The organism is Leifsonia sp. Soil_N53, from assembly GCF_057655165.1.
In genome coordinates, this window is the sequence record NZ_JBDGMM010000035.1 from 18,299 (window position 1) to 35,516 (window position 17,218).

The window sequence follows — 17,218 nt, forward strand, 5'->3', positions numbered from 1 at the left end:
AGAGAGTATCGCAGTCATAAGCGACCCTGCGCTCTACCCGTCAAACGCGAGCGATGCTTGCCGATAAGCAGTGTCGGCGTCAACGGCGCCAAATACCGTCTCGCGGACCTCCGCCAGGGTGAAATCTAGGACACGTAGCTCTCCATCAATACGGGAGATGGATTCGATCCTATGAAAGTTCTCTCCATAGACCTGTGCATAGCGAGCCATCCCGCGCAGCTTGGCGATCGCGTCAGGTAGCCACGAGCCATGGGGGTCCACGATGTTGACCTTGACGCCGGCGTTGCTGTGCACGAAAAAGAGAAAATCGGGACGAAGCGTTCGCCAATCGCCGTGCTTGTCCTGATAGGCAATGCTCATTGAATCCCTGCCGGCCGTTGGATTGCGATACCAGGCAAGTAGGTCCCCGCGAGCCTTCTCGGCGTCCAGGACCTGCAGCTCGTCAGGGTTGAGTTTCCCGACCGGAAACATGCCTTCTTCGTCTGCAAGAAGATGCAAGGGCCTTCGTTCCATTAGCTGCTCGAAAGCCCCGACGGCACGCTTAGTCTCTTCCTGACGGTTTCTTGGTAGTGCCATCGAGATCAACTGAGGATCGGTGCTCATCGCCGTGATATCGGCGTAGAGACTTTGCCGCGATTCCGGTAGCGACTTCATGGCGACGCGAAAATGATCGAGCCATTCCTTGGCAAGTTGATCTGCGGCGGAATCCAAGGCTGGCCGGGTTTGCGGCAGCATAGCGAGGGCGGCAACGCGCACGTGTGCCTCGCGGAGAACCTCTTCGTCCTCCGATTCGCTGGCGAGATGGTCTACATACGTGCGAGCGATATCCGGCGTTATGGTTCGGGCGCCCTGACGGTACGCATCCTGAATTGCGCGATCATCTGCCAGCTCAGTCCAGGAGCCGTCAGCAATCAGGCCGCGCCTCGCTCGGACTGTCCCACCCTCGACCGTTAGGACGTCATCTTGGGCTTTCGCGACCTCCTTTGGATACTGAGCAGCTAGCCCGTTGAGGACTCCATGGAGACGCTCGTGCGCGATTTGCCCGGCTTCCGCAACGAGCCCGTCTCCGGCCAGTGCGTGGGCGAGCGAGGTGACTCGTTTGATCGGATTAGCATGCTTTCGCGGAAGCGTTTCCGCGGGCAACTGGGCGAAGACTTGCCAAACCTCGGTCGGCACAGCGTTGTTTGGGAGCATGGTCTTGGGGTCGACAAGCACTCGCTGCCCACCTCCCGACTCACCATCGAGCGTGTCGTTGCCCATGATCTTCTCGAGAACGAGACTCGCCGTTGCCTTGTTGAAGCGCGGCAATATGCACTCAACGCTATTCAGCACGTCGTTGCCTTCGATTCGACGTGCAAGCGGCGTGCGAATCATTCGTCCTAACAACTGCGTGATATGCGTCTCGTCCTTTGCCGTGCGGAACGACACCATTACCTCAGCGCGGGGACAATCCCAGCCGGTGCTAATCGCATCCTTGGCGAGTAGCACCCGAACATAGGTCGCATCCTGCACGCGTTCTGGCGAAATGTATGGAACGCTGTATGGACCGAAAGCCTGAGCCGTATGCTCGCCGAATACGTGTGCAATGAAGTCGGCTTCTAACTCGGGCCACTCGTCCCGAATCACGTCGATCGCAGCCGCAACCTCAGTTGGTGCCGGCTTATTCGGCACCTGAAGGACAAGAAGAGGCTTAATCGCCTCTGCCTCTCCCTGAGCGCGCGCATACGCCTTCCATGCCTCAGACAAAGCCTTGACCTTGCGAACACCCCTGCGAAGCAGCACCGTGCTGAAATCACCCGTTTCCTCTGGGAAATCGAGCACGATGTCATCTTTCAGCAGCCCAGACTCTTGAATGCGCACCGGATCGACCGCGACCGTACGGAGATGTAGCCGATTCTCTTCTACTTGGGCGGCGTGCATTGCCTCCTCGAAGCGCTGCACAGTCGCCGAAATACCCCAAACGATCGGCATAGGTGGGACCCCTGCGTGCCCGTTGATTAGTCGCTTCACGATCGTTGGCGTGTCGGACGCGCCTTTGCCCATCCCGCGGTGGGCTTCGTCGAGAACCATGTACAGAGTGAGGTTGCGATCCTCGATGGTGTTTTGAAGTGTGTCCCAGAAGGTGAATGGAACGGAGTCTGGATGCGATTCGATGCCGGCTAGGACGTTCGAATCGTCATGTCCACGTACCAGAAGGCTGTTCCGAGACAGTTTGGATGTATTGAGGAAGTACACGTTCCCAGCTACAAGCTTTGGGTAGCGGAAGGGGTGCTCCACTGTAATTAGCCGGTTACGCAGTCGGTCTGAGGCTTGTTCGAGCCGGTGCCTGGTCTGCTGGTTGAGCGATGGGTCATCACTGAACCATAGAACGACCGCCCCAGCGTCAGGTTCGGTCTCGAATTCGTCACTTCCCCAGAACAAGGATTCAATCACTGCCGCTGCCATGACGGTCTTGCCCGAGCCAGTAGCTGCTGTGAGCGCAACCGAGCTCACACGCTTTCGTGAGCCTTGATAGATCTCTCTTGCATCCGCGAGCTCACGAAGCGTGTCTCCTACAGCATCGGACTGGTAGTCCTTGAGCGTAAACCGCATTAGAAGTCACCTGTGCTCTCGAAATTGCGGAGATAGTCCTCGTAGAGGCGAACTGTCTCGATGCCCTGCAACTCGTTCGCAACCTGCTGGTAGCGGCCTTCGTCGTCCGTAACGATGAATGCCATGCGCGCGCTACTGGAGGCGATCATGGCCGCCGCGAAATCTGATGTTTGATCCAATTCTTTCAAGATTCCATACGCCTCGGCGATAGCCCAGCCGCCCGAGAGCTCGTCGATGCGGTTTCCAACAGCTCCTGCACGTAGCCAGAGCATTGGAGCGATTGCAGCAAAAGCGCGGTCAGTGCCCACAATCCACGGTGACTCGTAGGTCAGAGTGAAGAACGCAGCATTCTCTTCGAAACCCTGAGCCATCGGAAACTCGTCGACGAACTTATATTCACCCTTTATGGGCATCCCCGCTGGCACTTCACCAGTGATTGCCGCCTTGATTCGCGGTTTTGTGATGTCCTCGCAGATGCCGTGAAGCTCCCAGTCCTCGTCTCCGGGGCGCAATCCTCTAGCTCGGAGAACTGCTTGCTCGTCGGCGGACACCTCATTATTCGTGACGGAAATGCACTGCCTTCGACCTCCGTCTTGATGGTTGAGCCTCATTACGGCGTGAGCAGTGGTGCCAGACCCGGCGAAGAAATCAAGCACCACAGCGTTTGGCTTTTCTTTGATGAAGAAGCGCAGCGCGTCCTCCACTGCGTAGAGCGATTTCGGAAACGGGAACCTTCTACCTGGCAGGAATTGGGATAGCAGGCGAGAGCCATACTGCGTCGAATCATGGCCTGGGATCCGCCACTGCGTTCCCGGCACCAGGAGGTGGTCAAGCTGCGTGCTTTCCTCCAGGTCTAATGAGCCGTCAGGCTTTCGTCCGCGACTCGCGTATTCGCCGCTCAATACCTTCGCGTACTCGCCGCCCTTTAGGTAATAGACGACATATCCCTTCTCGGCACTACCGCCGAGGCGCACCCTTCCCTCGTCGACGTGCCGCATCAGAGCGGTCTGACCCAGCTGCCAGGTGCCGTGCGTCCCATCCTTTCGGATGGGCCACACCACCACACTGCCTTTCTCGGCAGTCGTATCTGGCTCTGCTGCCAAGGCGATGGAGTCGCCAGCCGAGGTAACCTGTCCTCGAGCTGGATCGACGACGATCGGATAGAACAGATTTGGTCGGTCTGAGCGCAGGGCATTGGTACCTGATCGCCGCAAAAGGTCCCATCGCGCAGATCCGGTGAATGTGCGCCCCTTGGCGGAGACCCATTCCTGACCGAGCCGAACTCTTTGAGGTGCGGCCTCACCCATCATTACAAAGAAGCAATACTCGTCGGACCTGCCGAATGCGCCACGCCGAGCTACGTTTGCCGGATTGATGGCGATACTTACCATCTGGATTCGTGACTCGGGGAAGGTCTGTTCAAGCAGAAGGCCGAGTCGGAGGTACTCCTTCTCGTCGATCGTGACGATAAGAACGGAATCCTCGGGTTTGAGAAGTCGCTTTGCAATCTTCAGTCGACGTTCCATGAATGCTAACCACTTGGAGTGGCGATAAAGATCGTCCCCTTCGACGTAGTCGTTGTTGTACTTCCAGTCACGAGCCCCGGTGTTGTAAGGCGGATCGATGTAGATCGCGTCGACCGAACCCTCGTGGGTAAACGTAAGCTGCTCGAGCACGTGAAAGTTCTCGCCGTTGATAACGGTGTGAAAAGGCTTGGCTCCGCCGCGCTCCACGGTGCCATCGGGTCGTAGGCCTGGATAGATGCGATCACGGAACTCGGCAACCAGGATCAGATCATCAAGGGCGACTGTTTTGGTCTCATCGTCGGTTCCATCGAGAACGGATATCGTCGCGTTATCTCCTGTTATCGACTCAACCCGCCAGACGCGCTGGTCCCCGCGCGAAGTGGAGCCCCTCGGAGGCAGAACCCTGACCTTGCTTGTCCTTCGAATCCGGTGGCCAGCTAGCTCGACCGCCTCGGGCGCGTGCCGTTCAAAGTTGAGCCCGAACGGCAACCGCTTCTGAAGGGGGCGTAGTTCGGATTCGAGATCTTCGCCGAGTTGTGGATCCAGTTGCTTCGCAGCTCGGAGCAAGTCTGTTAGCCGCGACACGCTGATACTCCTTCACACAATGAGAGTTCGCCGCCCCATGCAAGTGGACGGCGAACTTTCGGCTCAGCTTATCGGCGCCGAGTACATACGGGTTACAGCGCGCCGCAGTAGGCTCCTTTGTGTTCTGCGCTAGGCGCCATGGTGCTCTCGACGCGACAACACGGCCGAAAGGGCCAATGTCGAATCGAGTAGTCATTGAGCGCCTACAAACCAGTTTGCGACGACGATAGTGGCGCTGATGAGCAAGTATGCGCCACTGCCAACCGCGTAGTGCTTGGCGAGACTCTCCCGATACTTTCCCGGCCGGCCGTGAAGGGCCAAGCTCATTGCGCCGAGGGCGGCGCCGATGAAAGCGGTGAAAATGGCGAACCCGACGAGGATGTGGGCGACATTGTCCTTGGTGATCGGCGAGGACCGAAGGGTTGCGAGTAGAACGAACATCGACAAGATGAGGAGGACCATGCCGAGTGTCTGCGGAAGGGTCTTTAGAAATGCTAGTTTCACGCTCGCCTTGTCGATAGAGAATAGCTGCTCGTGCTGCCACAAATCCCTATCGACCCCGACGCCCTATCGGTAAGCTGCCAGACGGCATATCCCCGATTTGCGCACATTCACCCGTTCGTAGCCGACTTGCTCGCCCACCAGCGGAAGTTGCGGGTACTGCCAGGAATTGCGCGGCGGACGTAGCATCGAAACGCTTATGCAGAGTGGCTCATCGGACAAAGGTTAGATGTCAGGTTTGACAGATGACCAAATTTGCCCACATTTTGCCCACAATCGAGTGAGTTCCTATGTGATCGCAGTCATTTCAATGGGGTCGAAACCCGCGGAATTCCGCGGGTTTTAGCATTACGCGAACGGCGCTTAAAGGGTGGTCGCAGTTTTCGAGTCCCTCCAGGGGCACCACAGTGCCGCAGTTCTAGCGGGCCGGCGAGAGGGTTTCGAATCCGTCGCCGTCGCGAATGGCGAGAGTGACGCCGTGCCTATGCAACAGGTCGACGAGATCCGTGCTCGGCCTACCGGGTAGAAGAATCACGGGGGCGGCAATGATCCTGAAACTCTCGGCCACGTGCACATAATCGAGCACCTGGCCGATGGCCTCCCGAATGTATTCGCGCGCTATCGACTTCTTCGCTTCGACGATCCATCCCAGGGACTCCACGAAATGGTCAGGCTCGATGATTGTCCCATCGCAGGGAAGCCGAAGTCGTTTAGGTTCGTGACCCTGCGCCTTCAGCCACTCGCCAAAGTTGGCCTGGAGCGCGAATTCGAGGCGGGACACGGATCGGCCGTTCGTGGTCTCTGACGATTGGCCCGCAATCACGACGTCGGAAGCGTCTGGGGGTGACCACGTCATAACGGCGGGCGACGCGTGGGCCGGAAGCGCCGGTCCCAAGACGGACAGGTCCGCCTCAACTGGCACGAGATTGAAGATGATGCCTTTCCGTGGAACGGCGTCTCTGCCCGGAATCGACTTTTCCCAGTAGGTTGGCTTTCCCGTCGCAAATTCGCCGACGTACGTTACGGAAGTGCCCTGAACGGTGAACAAGCGAATCGGGCGTTCGGTCTTGCTCGAGTCACGGATCGCTCGGTTCCCTCGGACAAACTCCTGGTCTCCTTGCTGGCCCTCACCCGTGTAGTGATACGAGCCGTCTGGCTGCAAACCTTCGAACAGGCCGTAGCCATAGGCGGCACCGCTCTTTGGGTCCGTGAATGCGATGATGTCGGGCAGGGACTTCAGAGTCACGATCCCGTTCTGCTGGCTTCCGCCGTAGGCCGCGTGCAACTCTCGCCTCAGAACCGTGTCGCCAGGCTCTAGCGTCCAGGCAACACGCTGTGGAACGCCTCCGCTGTGGAACTGGGCCCGAACGTCATCGGCCTGCTCATGGGTTAGACGCCAGCGCGTAACTCCGATCGGAAGGGTTCTATACCGCGATCTCAGCGCCTCTCGAATGCGTCTCTGATCGACACTGAGTTCGAGCGAAAGTTGCGCAGGCGTGATCTCGGGCATGCCCTGAAGGTACTGAAATGCAAGCATTGCAAACAATCCCCACAGCGGGTCACCGATTCGGACGGGCCATGCCCGTCGCCGGCCGGCGCCGTGCCGGGAGACTTGCGTCGCCGTGGCAGCAGCCGCCGTGAGATGAGATTGCCGGTCAGGGGCAATTTCAGGGGGGCTACCCACTGCCGCAGGCGCGACCGGGCTATGCTGACGGACCGTCGGTCATCCTTCGTGGCCGCCGAGCCATCGCGTCAGGCTTCGAGCGTCCTTTTCAACGCACCGAGCTGAGCGACCTCCATCTCCATCGTCCTGGTGATCATCGAGTTCATCAGCCTCATCACGCCCTTCGGCGCAAGGTCCAGTGCGGACAGCACCGTCGTCCCGTCGCCGTTCGCAGTGAGCGTGTATGTGCCGGTCGGTCGGGCGGGCCCGGCGATCACCTGGAAGGACAGCTCCCAGCCGGCGGTGGCGGAGGTGATCCGGTAGTCGCCGTCGATGGGGCGTCCGCCGGGGCCCGCGAGGACCTGCCGGTAACCGCACCGACCTGGCCGGGCTCGCCGCTGGTCAGTTCGATCGTCCGGACGCCCTCACGCCACTTGGAATTGTTGAGGCCGTCCGCGAGGAATGCGAAGACGTCTGCCGGCGAGCGGTCGATCGCGATGCTGTTCTGGGCGTGTGCCATTCGTGTCGTCTCTCGGTCCTCGACATATTCGGTCCAGTCTGCCACTGCTCAAAACGGGGTGGCATCGATCACCCGCCCACCTCTACCATGAGCACGCGCGCGAAAGGGAACTGCGCGCATTCGCACGCTCAGCGAATCAGCCCTGTCTGTCCCACCCGTCGTCGACGTCGGTCGCCGTTGCGATCGCGACGCCTCCTCGGATCTGCCCAGTCACCGACCTTCGTCGTGCGTGAAGAGTTGATTTCGACAATCTGAGGACGGGTCATGACCATCATCGATGAGGCGCTCAGCGCCATCGCAGCGAACGTCGGCGATTACGATGCGCGCAACGGGGCTCCGCCGGCGCCCAAGATCGCGATCGTCACCTGCGCGGATCCGCGGCTGAGTGGCATCGTGAGGATGCTCGGCCTGGCCGATGCGGACGTCGACCTGATCAGGAACGTGGGCACCGTGATCGACGACGACTCCGTCCGATCCCTCGTCGTCTCCACCCGTCTCCTCGGCACCCAGGAGATCATGATCATCAATCACAACGACTGCGGGATGTCGAAGTTCACCGACCAGGAACTGGAGGCCCGGTTGCGAGCCGAGACCGGAGCGACGCCGATCGCACCCGCCCGGTTCTACAGCTTCACCGATGTGGAGCAGAACACGAAAGAGCAGATCGCCAAGGTGAAGACCCATCCGTGGATCTCAGCCGACCTCCCCGTCAGAGGATTCGTCTTCGACGTCCACACCGGTCGGCTCAGCGAAGTCGTCCCGGACTGACGTCGTCGCGGCTGAGGAGGTAGTCACGATGCCGAGTCCCGCGATGGACGAACTGATCGAATCGCTCCACGCACGCCAGCGCGCCGCGGCCGAGCAACCGGCCGAGACGGTGGCGGAGACGCGAGCCGGCTTCGCACCCGCCGGGCCCGTGCATCCGATACCGGACGACGTGCGCGTGACCGAGGTCTCGGCTGCCGGAGTGCCGGCGCACTGGCTGGATGCTCCGGGCGCCGACACCGGCCGTGTCCTGGTGTTCCTGCATGGCGGGGGATTCCAGTTCGGGTCTCTTGCCAGTGACGGCGAGCTGGCCGCCCGGCTGGGACGGGCGGGTGGGATGCGGGTGCTGTTTCCGGAGTACCGGCTGGCGCCGGAGCATCCCTTCCCGGCGGCGATCGACGATGTCCGCGCGGTCTGGGAGTGGCTCCGCGATGAGCAGGGAACGGCAGCCGACTCGATCGCAGTGGCCGGCGACTCCGCGGGCGGGGGACTTGCCGTCGCCCTGCTCGTCGCCACCCGCGACGCCGGGGGAGCTCTCCCCGCGGCCGCCGTGTTGATGTCGCCGACCGTCGACCTGACGAGCTCCGGGTCGTCGATGACGGACCGTGTCGACCAGGATCCGATCTCGACTCCCGACCTGCTCCGCCAGCTCGCCTCCGACTATCTCGACGGGGTCGACCCGAGGACACCGCTCGCCTCCCCGCTGTTCGCGACGCTCGGCGGCTTGCCCCCGATGCTCGTGCAGGTCGGGACGGCCGATCTGCTGTTGAGCGACGCCGAGCGCCTGGCGGAAGCCGCGGTGGCGACCGGCGTCGACGTTCGGCTGGAGGTGGGCGAGGGGCTGCCCCACGTGTACCAACTCATGCTCGGCACGCCGGAGGCAGCCGACGCGACGGAGCGGATCGGACGATTCCTGCGCGAGAGGGTGCAGTGATTCCGCGATAGCTTCGTGGCTTCCCTGCCGGCTCGCCGGATTCGTCGCGTCGCCGAGCTGCCCGGTTGTGGGGTGCAGCTGCCGTGGGCGGCCGCCGCGACTCGCCGTGTCCAGAGGTCACGATCATGATGGCCTTGTGCGCGGAGGTATGACGGCGGCGAATCACCGTCAGCCGCTAGGGGGCGGCTCACGCGGGCGTGCTCGTTCGGCGCTCAGTCCTGGGGCGGGCGGCGCAATCGCTTGAGTTCGGTGCGCCTCTGCTTCGCCTTCAGACGCCGTTGCTTGGAGCCGTTGGTCGGCCGGGTGGGCCGTCGCGGTGGCGCGGGCGGCCGGAGGGCGTCGGCGACGAGTTCGGCCAGCCGGAGGCGCGCGGCCTCCCTGTTGCGCAACTGCGCGCGGTGCTCGGATGCGGCGATTGTCAGCACTCCGTCGACGACGCGACCGCTCAGGCGATCGAGCAGTCGGTCTCGCTGCACCGTCGAGAGAACGGTGGAGCCCGCCACATCCCAGGCGAGCTCCGCCCGGGAGTCGGCGGTGTTCACGCCCTGGCCGCCGGGACCGGACGACCGCGAGAACCGCCACGACAGCTCGGACTCGGGGATGGTGAGTCCAGAGTCGATCCGAAGGCCGGGGCGGTGGACGGTGGGCATGGGTCCATCATCCTCTCACGGTCGAGTTCGCCGCAGAAGGTCGTCACTCGACAAGCCTGGAGAGCGGGGGCATCGATGGCGACAGCTCGATGGCTGTTCACGTGGGATAGCCTTTCGGGATGACGAACTCGGCTCCGATCGAAGACGTCCCGATCGGTGGTGACGTCATTCGGCTCGGGCAGTTCCTGAAGTTCGCCGGGCTCCTCGACTCCGGCGGGAACGTGAAAGAAGCCATCATCGACGGCTACGTGACCGTCAACGGCGAGGTCGATCGCCGGCGCGGACGGCAGCTCCAGCTCGGCGATGTCGTCGGTTTCGAAGGACGCCGGGTCCGCGTCCGCCCGTAAGGATGACGCGTGACGTGACGGGTCAGCGGAGCGCGCGGAGGTAGCGGCGTCGCGCCACGACCTGCGCGATGCGAAGCAGCGGATGCAGCGCGCGCCAGGGCTGCTGCGGCGCCGGACGGGTGAGCGAGCGCACCGTGAGCAGGATGTCGCCGTCGGCGGTGTCGCGGTGCACGACGAACGCCTCCTCGCCGTCGACGGGATGCCCGGGCAGGGTCCGGTACGCGAAGCCGACCCGGTCGGAGTCCTCGACGACCGCGACGACCTCCACCGGCTCGACGATCGTCACGCCGAGCACCCGGACCCGGATCCGCTCGCGCTGACCCGCTCGCACCGGCGTGTCGGAGTCGACCAGGAATCCGCTGCGCGTCTTCACCCGCCAGTGGAGGACGTCGTCCGCCACGCGACGCCAGGTGTCCTCGCCACGCCCGACCACCGCGGAGAGCTCGGATCGACGGAACGTCGGATCGCTTGCGCTCCAGGCGGGTGGAAGGGGCGCTGCCGTCTCCCGTGGAGAGTCATCCCGACCCCGTGCCGGCCCGCGTTCTGCCATTGACCCGCTCCCGTCAACGAGCCTGCACGACGAACGGGACTCCGTCGGGATCGAGGGCTGTCGCCGCGCCCGATCCGTTGGAGACGGCGTCCGTCGCTCCGAGTCCCACCAGCCGGTCGAGCTCGTCGTCGAGCCGGGCCTTCGGCGCGGTCAGGGTGAAGAACTGACGGTCTGTGGGTTTGCCTGCGGTGATCGGCTCGCCGCTCCAGGCGAGCTTCGTTCCGCCGGCAGGCGCCTGGACGGCCACTTCCTCGTCCTGGTCCCAGACCACCGGCCACCCGAGAGCGTGGCTCCAGAACATCCCGGTCGCCCGCGTCCCCTCGCAGGTGACTTCTCCCAGCGGCCCGCACCCCGCCAGGTAGGCGTCCTCGTCCGCGATCACGCAGAACTCGTCCCCGGCGACGTCGGCCATGGCCGCATAGCCGCCCGGCGGAACGTGCCCGTTGCCGCGCAGCCGACCCCCGTGCTCGACGCAGGCCGCGATCGACTGGGCCTGGCGCCGTTCCGCGCGGCTCAGGTGCAGATGGAGCCGATTCCGTTCCGCGCCGTGTGAGGCGCCGGCGGCGAAGCGGAGCCCGACCTGCCTGTCGTCGCCCGGGAGCAGGATGCCGCCGTCGTCCTCACGCGGCGACCGGCCCAGGACCGCGCCCCAGAAGGAGGCGTGCCCGTCCGGGTCGGCGGAGAGGAAGGTGACGGAGTGGAAACGAAGGCCCATGAAGGGGAGAGTATCCCTCCCGTGGCGGGTGGCAAGCAGGCTCGATCACGCGGCCCGCGGCCGGAACCGCAGCGCCGTCACCCCCGACCGGAACTCCTGCCGCTCCACCAGCTCCAGCTCGACCCGCTCGCGCAGGCCCGCCAGCAGCGTCGGCCCGTGGCCGGCGAGCACCGGTTGCACAACGAACGTGTACTCGTCGATCAGGCCCAGGTTCGCAAGAGCCAGGGGGAGGGTCACCCCGCCGACGAACACGCCCTCGCCGGGCTCCTGCTTGAGACGTTCGACCGCCTGGTGGAGGTCGCCCTGCAGCAGGTCGGCGTTCCAGTCGACGGCGGTCAGGGTGCGGGACACGACGTGCTTCTTCGCGGTGTCCATCGCCTCCGCGAAGGGGAGCTGCCAGTCGCCCATCCACTCGGGCCACGTGCCCGAGGCCGGCCGACGCCAGGCCGACTCCATCATCCCGTACGTGACCCGGCCGAAGAGGAGTGCGTCGGATCGCTCCAGCTCGGCGGTCCAGAAGCGCATCGACTCCTCGTCGGCGGGGAGGCCCGCCTCGTGATGGCAGCAGCCGTCGAGTGTGACGTTGATCGCGTAGCGCAGGGGTCTCATCTCGTTCTCCCGTGAATGGCTGCGGCGCGGTTCAGGTGAGGTCGTGGCCGTCGGAGCGTCCCGCGGCGCGGAGCCGCGCGGTCGCGGCGTCGAGGTCGGCCCACGGTCCGGAGATGGCGAGCTCGGCGATGCCTGCGGTGCGCATGATCACATCCCCGCCGGTGAGGAGGGACGCCAGCTGTTCCATGCCGGGGTTGTGGCCGAGCAGGAGCACTGTGCGGACGTCGTCCGGCAGGTCGCGCACGATGTCGACGAGTCGACCCGCGGGCGCGGCGTAAACGCCGTCGTCGAAGCGGGTGGGCGGCGCGGGTTCGAACTCGGCGGAGGCCAGCTCCCAGGTCTCACGGGCGCGCCGGGCGGGGGAGACGATCGCGAGGTCGATCCGCGAACGGCTCGCGAGCCAGCGGCCGGCGAGTGGAGCCTGGGTCCGGCCGCGCTCGGCCAGCGGGCGGTCGAAGTCCGGGACGGACCCCGACCAGTCCGACTTGGCGTGGCGGAGCAGGAGGAGAGTGCGCTGCTCGGGATTGCTCACTACCGGGTCGTCGTCCACCCCCGCAGGCTATGCCCGTCGCGCCGCCTCGGCCAGGGGCGACGGGTCAGCCGCGCTCGTCGAGCACCTCGCGCAACCGCTGCGCGAACTCTCTCGGCTTGCCCGGATACCCCGAGTCCTCCGCCGCGAAACCGCCGTGGTGGCTCGGGAAGACGACCGGCTCCGTGCCGAGCAATGCCGCGACAGCAGCCGAGGTGCGGCCGGTGAAGATGCCCTCCGACTCCTCGCCGACGGCGACCACGATGCGGGTCGGCGCGGCCTTCAGCGCGGCGACGTCCGGGCGGTAGTCGGTGATCGCGACCGAGCGCTGCGACAGGAGGGGATCGCCGCGCGAGCCGTCGTCGGCGGTAGGCATCCCGAACATCGCGGGATCGGGCGCCGGCTGCGCGAAGTAGTCGTCGGTGAACTCTCCGCGCCAGGAGGTCATCCCGATGAACGCGGCCATGCCGGGCCCGAAACCGTGCGCGTCGTAGGCGGCGTGCACCGCCGCCAGGGCGCGCTCGGCCGCCTCCGCGTCGGGGAGGACGCCGGGTAGCGGCGGCTCGTGGGCGACGAGGGTCCGCACGTCGCCGGGATGGGCGGTCACCAGCGCCAGCGCGGTCACGGCTCCGCCGCTGCTGGCGAACAGGTCGACGGGACCGGCGCCGAGCGCCTGGATGACCGCGTGCACGTCCTCGGCCTGGACGATCGGGGTGTTGGTGACGTCGCCGTCGCTGCGGGTGCTCCGCCCCAGGCCGCGTGGGTCGTAGGTGACCACGACGCGCTCCGGCAGGTGCGACGCCAGCGCGCGGAAGCCGCTCGCGTCCATCGGCTGGCCGATCATCACCAGCGGGGGATGCCCGCCCGCCTCGGTCTCCGCAGCGGCGATGTCGTAGACGACCTCGGCTCCGGGCGTGCTGACGCTGTGCGTTTCCATGTCTGACTCGTCTCCGTCGGCGAACGATTCCCGCACTGGATGCTACGCGCACGGCACGGGACGCGCACCGCCGTCCGCCGATCCCGCCTTCGCGCGCCGCCCGCCCGAGGCTATGCCCGTCCGTCTACCCGACAACTGGGGCGAGGCCCAGGCTTCGAGTTCGCTGATCCACAGCTCCCATCCAAGGTCGCCGACCTACGCTTCCGAAGACGGGGGAATCGAGTGAGACAGGAATGACCATGGGTGCAGCGATAACCCCCCTCAGAACGCCGGCGCCGGTCGCGCATGTGGAGACGATCCCCGGGTCGGGCGAGGGCGACAGCAGGACGATCAGCGTCGGCTGCTCGTGCCCGATCGGTCACGATCACACCTACGCGGAGTGGGTGGAGCTGTTCGGGCGCTCGCAGTACGGCGTGCTCTGACGGCGCCGCCGCTCACCAGGGCGCGACGGTTCCATCCCAGGAGAACAGCAGGCCGGTCGGACCGTCGTCGGGCAGCGTCGCGAGCCGGACGGCGCCCGCAGCCGCTTCCGCCGGGTCCCCGCCCGCCGCGGCGGCGCGCGCGTTGAGCCCGGTGGCGCGCAGGCCAGGGGCGAGCGCGTTGACCTTCACCCCGTCGGCCGCGAGCGCGTGCGAGTAGAAGATGGTCAGGCCGTCGAGCGCGGCCTTCGACGAGCGGTAGGCGGCGCCCCGGCCGGAGGCTGCGGCCTGGTGGTCGAACTGCGGGTTCGGGCCCGTGCTCCAGGTGAGCGAGCCGGTGCCGCTCGAGACGTTCACGACGCGGGGATGCGCGGAGCGGCGCAGAGCGGGCACGAACGCGTTGGTCACGGCGACCACGCCGAACACGTTCGTCTCGTAGGTCCGACGGAACACCTCCACCTCGACGTCGGTCACGAGGTTCTCGGTGTCGAGCGAGATGCCGGCGTTGTTGATCAGCACGTCCAGTTCCGGCACGGCGGCCGCGGCGGCCTCCACGCTGGCGGAGTCGGTGACGTCGAGCGGGAGGGCGGTGCAGCCGAGCTCGGCGGCCGTGTCCTCGCCGCGGCGGGGGTCACGGGCGCCGATCAGCACGGTCCAGCCGAGGGCGACGAGCTGTCGCGCGATCTCCTTCCCGATGCCGCTGGTCGCTCCGGTCACGAGTGCAGTGGTGGTGGTGTTCACGCCTTCCATGCTGCGGCGAGGCGCGCGGACGAACCAGGCCCCGCCGTTACCACCTTGGGCGTGCTAACGTTCTCCCGATCGTGATCCGAACGCAGGAGGTGAGACCCATGAACGCAACAACCGCAGTGGGTGCTCCCCTGCAGCACACGATCGCGCGACGCCGCTAGCCGGCGCCGGGAGCGCCCGACAGGCATTTTCGCGAAAGGCGACTCCCATGAACGCACACACTTCTCCCTCGGCCCGCGCGCTCGTCCTCCACGGCGGCGGGTCCTCCGGCAACGCCTGGGAGCTCGGCGTGATCGCCGGCCTCCTCGACGGCGGGCTGGACGTCACCCGCGCAGACCTGATCGTCGGCACGTCGGCCGGATCGACGGCCGCCGCCCAGATCACGAGCGCGCCGCCCGGCGAGCTGTTCGCCGCCATCGTCGATGCTCCGCCGCCGCAGCGGCCCGGAGCCGGGAGGCCCGGTGGCGACGGCGTCGCGCGCGGCGTGGCCGGCTCCGTCGCCGGCCAGCTGGAGGTCACCGGCCGCATCATCGCCGAGTCCTCCGACGCCGCCGACATGCGCCGGCGGATGGGCGCGTGGGCGATCGGGCTCGCCGACGGGGCCGACCCCGAGCGTCAGTCCCAGTGGCGCGCGACCGTGGTCTCCCGCCTGCCCCGTCAGGAGTGGCCGGAACAGCACGTCGTCATCACCGCGGTCGACGCGCGCACGGGCGAGGGCGTGACCTTCGACCGGGACAGCGGCGTCCCGCTGGCCGACGCGGTCGCCGCGAGCTGCTCCAGCGGGTTCGCCTATGCCCTCGGCGACGAGCGGTACATCGACGGCGGCTACCGGCGCAACGAGAACGCCGACCTGGCGGCCGGCTACCGGCGGGTGCTCGTGCTGTCGCCCTTCGGCGGCCGCACCCGGCATCCACTGGAGTGGGGGATGCAGCTCTCGGCGCAGGTCGAGGAGCTGACCGCCGGTGGCAGCAGCGTCGAGACGATCGTCCCCGACCAGGCGTCGCTCGACGCGTTCGGCGACAGCATGATGGACCTCTCGCGGCGGCCGGCCGCCGCACGCGCGGGATACGACCAGGGGAGGGCAGCGGTCGTGGGGCTCGCGGCGTTCTGGAGGGAGACGACGCTCGGAGTCTGAAGGGGTGTCGGTAGAGTCGGGGCGTGAGTCCGCAGACGCAGCAGCATACGCACGACGTCGCCATCGCCGGCGGCGGCCCGACCGGGATGATGCTCGCGGCGGAGCTGCGGCTGCGCGGCGTCGATGTCGTCGTCCTGGAGCGCGACGAGGCGCGGAGCCCGCTCGTCCGGTCGCTCGGCCTGCACCCGCGGAGCGTCGAGATCCTCGACACGCGTGGTCTGCTGGACCGGTTCTTGGCGCTGGGCCAGCGGTATCCCGGCGGTGTCGGCACGTTCGCCGGGATCGCGCCGGCGCGGCCCGTGCAGCTGGACAGCGCACACGCGTACATCCTCGGCATCCCGCAGACCGTCACGGATCGGCTGCTGGAGGAGCACGCGGTCGAGCTGGGCGCGCAAGTGCGCCGCGGGGTCGCGGTCGCCGGCTTCGAACAGGACGCGGACGGCGTCACGATCGAGCTCGCCGACGGCGGGCGGCTGCGGTCGCGCTGGCTGGTCGGCTGCGACGGCGGGCGCAGCCTGGTGCGCGGGCTCCTCGGCGTCGGGTTCCCGGGCGACGCGGCCCGCACCGAATGGCTGCTCGGCGAGGTCGAGGTGACGATGAGCGCCGAGGAGGTGACCGCAATCTCGGAGGAGGTGCGCCGGACGCATCGCGGGTTCGGCATCGGGCCGGCCGCCGACGGGCTGTTCCGCGCGGTCGTGCCCGCGGCCTCCGTCGCCGAGGACCGCACCGTGCCGCCCACGCTGGACGAGTTCCGGGCGCAGCTGCGCGCCTACGCCGGCACCGACTTCGGCGCCCGCTCGCCGCGGGCGCTGTCCCGGTTCACCGACGCCACCCGGCTCGCCGACCACTACCGGGCGGGACGGGTCCTGCTCGCCGGCGACGCCGCGCACGTGCACCCGCCGCTCGGGGGGCAGGGGCTCAACCTCGGCATCCAAGATGCCTTCAACCTCGGCTGGAAGCTGGCGGCGGAGGTCGCCGGGCGCGCCCCGGAGGGCCTCCTGGACAGCTACGAGACCGAGCGGCGCCCGGTCGCAGAGCAGGTGCTCACGCTGACCCGGGCGCAGAGCGTGCTCGTCGACCCCGAGCCGGGGCCGCGGGCCGTGCGGACGCTGCTCGCCGAGCTGATGGAGGTCGACGGAGTCGGACTGTTCCTCGCCGAGCAGGTCAGCGGCACCGGCATCCGCTACGACCTCGGCGCGGGGCCGGAGCTCCTCGGCCGACGGCTCCGCGACCTCCCGCTGCCACACGGCCGGCTCTACGAGCAGCTGCGTGACGGTCGCGGGCTCCTGCTCGACCGGACGGAACGGCTCACGGTCGCCGGCTGGACCGACCGGGTCGGGCTCGTCGCGGATGACGCCCTCCCGATCGGGGAGGCCGCGGTGCTGCTCCGGCCGGACGGGTACGTCGCGTGGATCGGGGACGACCAGCAGGAGCTGGAACAGCGGCTGCAGCGCTGGTTCGGAACGGACTGACGGCGACGGTCACCCCTGGCGG

The 17,218-nt window shown here is 66.4% G+C and carries 19 protein-coding genes; 6 read left to right on the plus strand and 13 right to left on the minus strand.

Translation table 11 applies throughout. From position 1 onward, the window contains the following. Positions 1-33 precede the first annotated feature (33 nt). From AC3A3H_RS02860 to AC3A3H_RS02885, 6 genes are all read right to left on the minus strand, one after another. Positions 34-2,592 (minus strand): DEAD/DEAH box helicase, encoded by a 2,559-nt coding sequence (locus tag AC3A3H_RS02860; protein WP_487613033.1) that lies wholly within the window; start codon positions 2,590-2,592, stop codon positions 34-36. Next, positions 2,592-4,703, minus strand: coding sequence for a site-specific DNA-methyltransferase (locus AC3A3H_RS02865; protein ID WP_487613034.1), 2,112 nt, complete (start codon positions 4,701-4,703; stop codon positions 2,592-2,594). The genes AC3A3H_RS02860 and AC3A3H_RS02865 overlap by 1 nt, the downstream gene beginning before the upstream one ends. A 192-nt stretch (positions 4,704-4,895) precedes the next feature. Beyond that, positions 4,896-5,165: a hypothetical protein gene (locus tag AC3A3H_RS02870; RefSeq protein ID WP_487613035.1), complete on the minus strand. Its 270-nt coding sequence runs from the start codon at positions 5,163-5,165 to the stop codon at positions 4,896-4,898. A gap of 457 nt (positions 5,166-5,622) precedes the next feature. Then, positions 5,623-6,714: an SRA domain-containing endonuclease gene (locus tag AC3A3H_RS02875; protein ID WP_487613036.1), complete on the minus strand. Its 1,092-nt coding sequence runs from the start codon at positions 6,712-6,714 to the stop codon at positions 5,623-5,625. A 242-nt stretch (positions 6,715-6,956) separates the two neighbouring features. Beyond that, entirely contained in the window at positions 6,957-7,145 is a 189-nt protein-coding gene (locus tag AC3A3H_RS02880; protein ID WP_487613037.1) for an SRPBCC family protein, read from the minus strand. Then, entirely contained in the window at positions 7,142-7,387 is a 246-nt protein-coding gene (locus tag AC3A3H_RS02885) for an SRPBCC family protein (protein ID WP_487613038.1), read from the minus strand. Before AC3A3H_RS02885 ends, AC3A3H_RS02880 begins: the two co-directional genes overlap by 4 nt. Positions 7,388-7,651: 264 nt before the next feature. Here AC3A3H_RS02885 and AC3A3H_RS02890 point away from each other — a divergent pair, with 264 nt between their 5' ends. Further along, on the plus strand, positions 7,652-8,155 hold the full coding sequence (locus AC3A3H_RS02890) for a beta-class carbonic anhydrase (RefSeq protein ID WP_487613039.1): 504 nt from the start codon (positions 7,652-7,654) through the stop codon (positions 8,153-8,155). Between the two features lie 43 nt (positions 8,156-8,198). Next, positions 8,199-9,086: an alpha/beta hydrolase gene (locus tag AC3A3H_RS02895; RefSeq protein ID WP_487613040.1), complete on the plus strand. Its 888-nt coding sequence runs from the start codon at positions 8,199-8,201 to the stop codon at positions 9,084-9,086. Positions 9,087-9,298: 212 nt separating this feature from the next. Here AC3A3H_RS02895 and arfB read toward each other — a convergent pair whose 3' ends face one another. After that, positions 9,299-9,736 (minus strand): alternative ribosome rescue aminoacyl-tRNA hydrolase ArfB, encoded by a 438-nt coding sequence (gene arfB / locus AC3A3H_RS02900; protein WP_487613041.1) that lies wholly within the window; start codon positions 9,734-9,736, stop codon positions 9,299-9,301. A gap of 119 nt (positions 9,737-9,855) precedes the next feature. On the opposite strand from arfB, the gene AC3A3H_RS02905 reads away from it, so the two are divergent. Then, a complete protein-coding gene (locus AC3A3H_RS02905) occupies positions 9,856-10,083 on the plus strand; it encodes an RNA-binding S4 domain-containing protein (protein ID WP_487613042.1) in 228 nt (75 codons plus the stop codon). Between the two features lie 22 nt (positions 10,084-10,105). Here the strand turns inward: AC3A3H_RS02905 and AC3A3H_RS02910 are convergent, their stop codons facing one another. From AC3A3H_RS02910 to AC3A3H_RS02930, 5 genes are read right to left on the minus strand one after another with little or no spacing between them, the layout of a single operon-like run. Continuing rightward, positions 10,106-10,633: a DUF1990 family protein gene (locus tag AC3A3H_RS02910; RefSeq protein ID WP_487613043.1), complete on the minus strand. Its 528-nt coding sequence runs from the start codon at positions 10,631-10,633 to the stop codon at positions 10,106-10,108. 13 nt (positions 10,634-10,646) lie between these two features. Beyond that, the gene (locus AC3A3H_RS02915) at positions 10,647-11,348 is read right to left on the minus strand and encodes a VOC family protein (RefSeq protein ID WP_487613044.1); all 702 of its coding nucleotides are present in this window, start codon (positions 11,346-11,348) and stop codon (positions 10,647-10,649) included. 45 nt (positions 11,349-11,393) lie between these two features. Continuing rightward, complete coding sequence (locus AC3A3H_RS02920) at positions 11,394-11,957, minus strand: dihydrofolate reductase family protein (RefSeq protein WP_487613045.1); 564 nt, start codon at positions 11,955-11,957, stop codon at positions 11,394-11,396. Between the two features lie 31 nt (positions 11,958-11,988). Then, positions 11,989-12,507: a SixA phosphatase family protein gene (locus AC3A3H_RS02925; protein ID WP_487613046.1), complete on the minus strand. Its 519-nt coding sequence runs from the start codon at positions 12,505-12,507 to the stop codon at positions 11,989-11,991. 46 nt (positions 12,508-12,553) lie between these two features. After that, positions 12,554-13,423 carry an alpha/beta fold hydrolase gene (locus AC3A3H_RS02930; RefSeq protein WP_487613047.1) on the minus strand — a complete coding sequence of 290 codons (870 nt, stop codon included), beginning with the start codon at positions 13,421-13,423 and terminating at the stop codon, positions 12,554-12,556. Positions 13,424-13,710: 287 nt separating this feature from the next. On the opposite strand from AC3A3H_RS02930, the gene AC3A3H_RS02935 reads away from it, so the two are divergent. Then, the gene (locus AC3A3H_RS02935) at positions 13,711-13,845 is read left to right on the plus strand and encodes a hypothetical protein (RefSeq protein WP_487613048.1); all 135 of its coding nucleotides are present in this window, start codon (positions 13,711-13,713) and stop codon (positions 13,843-13,845) included. A 12-nt stretch (positions 13,846-13,857) separates the two neighbouring features. Here AC3A3H_RS02935 and AC3A3H_RS02940 read toward each other — a convergent pair whose 3' ends face one another. Then, on the minus strand, positions 13,858-14,583 hold the full coding sequence (locus tag AC3A3H_RS02940; protein ID WP_487613049.1) for an SDR family NAD(P)-dependent oxidoreductase: 726 nt from the start codon (positions 14,581-14,583) through the stop codon (positions 13,858-13,860). 214 nt (positions 14,584-14,797) lie between these two features. Here AC3A3H_RS02940 and AC3A3H_RS02945 point away from each other — a divergent pair, with 214 nt between their 5' ends. Further along, a complete protein-coding gene (locus AC3A3H_RS02945; RefSeq protein WP_487613050.1) occupies positions 14,798-15,724 on the plus strand; it encodes a patatin-like phospholipase family protein in 927 nt (308 codons plus the stop codon). A 23-nt stretch (positions 15,725-15,747) separates the two neighbouring features. Then, the gene (locus AC3A3H_RS02950) at positions 15,748-17,196 is read left to right on the plus strand and encodes an FAD-dependent monooxygenase (protein WP_487613051.1); all 1,449 of its coding nucleotides are present in this window, start codon (positions 15,748-15,750) and stop codon (positions 17,194-17,196) included. Positions 17,197-17,218 lie beyond the last annotated feature (22 nt).

Bases quoted from the DNA above. Each gene is read 5' to 3' on its own strand.
- AC3A3H_RS02860 (WP_487613033.1), bottom strand. From the start codon at position 2,592: ATGCGGTTTACGCTCAAGGACTACCAGTCCGATGCTGTAGGAGACACG.
- AC3A3H_RS02870 (WP_487613035.1), bottom strand. From the start codon at position 5,165: ATGGTCCTCCTCATCTTGTCGATGTTCGTTCTACTCGCAACCCTTCGG.
- AC3A3H_RS02875 (WP_487613036.1), bottom strand. From the start codon at position 6,714: ATGCCCGAGATCACGCCTGCGCAACTTTCGCTCGAACTCAGTGTCGAT.
- AC3A3H_RS02885 (WP_487613038.1), bottom strand. From the start codon at position 7,387: ATGGCACACGCCCAGAACAGCATCGCGATCGACCGCTCGCCGGCAGAC.
- AC3A3H_RS02890 (WP_487613039.1), top strand. From the start codon at position 7,652: ATGACCATCATCGATGAGGCGCTCAGCGCCATCGCAGCGAACGTCGGC.
- AC3A3H_RS02895 (WP_487613040.1), top strand. From the start codon at position 8,199: ATGGACGAACTGATCGAATCGCTCCACGCACGCCAGCGCGCCGCGGCC.
- arfB (WP_487613041.1), bottom strand. From the start codon at position 9,736: ATGCCCACCGTCCACCGCCCCGGCCTTCGGATCGACTCTGGACTCACC.
- AC3A3H_RS02905 (WP_487613042.1), top strand. From the start codon at position 9,856: ATGACGAACTCGGCTCCGATCGAAGACGTCCCGATCGGTGGTGACGTC.
- AC3A3H_RS02910 (WP_487613043.1), bottom strand. From the start codon at position 10,633: ATGGCAGAACGCGGGCCGGCACGGGGTCGGGATGACTCTCCACGGGAG.
- AC3A3H_RS02915 (WP_487613044.1), bottom strand. From the start codon at position 11,348: ATGGGCCTTCGTTTCCACTCCGTCACCTTCCTCTCCGCCGACCCGGAC.
- AC3A3H_RS02920 (WP_487613045.1), bottom strand. From the start codon at position 11,957: ATGAGACCCCTGCGCTACGCGATCAACGTCACACTCGACGGCTGCTGC.
- AC3A3H_RS02930 (WP_487613047.1), bottom strand. From the start codon at position 13,423: ATGGAAACGCACAGCGTCAGCACGCCCGGAGCCGAGGTCGTCTACGAC.
- AC3A3H_RS02945 (WP_487613050.1), top strand. From the start codon at position 14,798: ATGAACGCACACACTTCTCCCTCGGCCCGCGCGCTCGTCCTCCACGGC.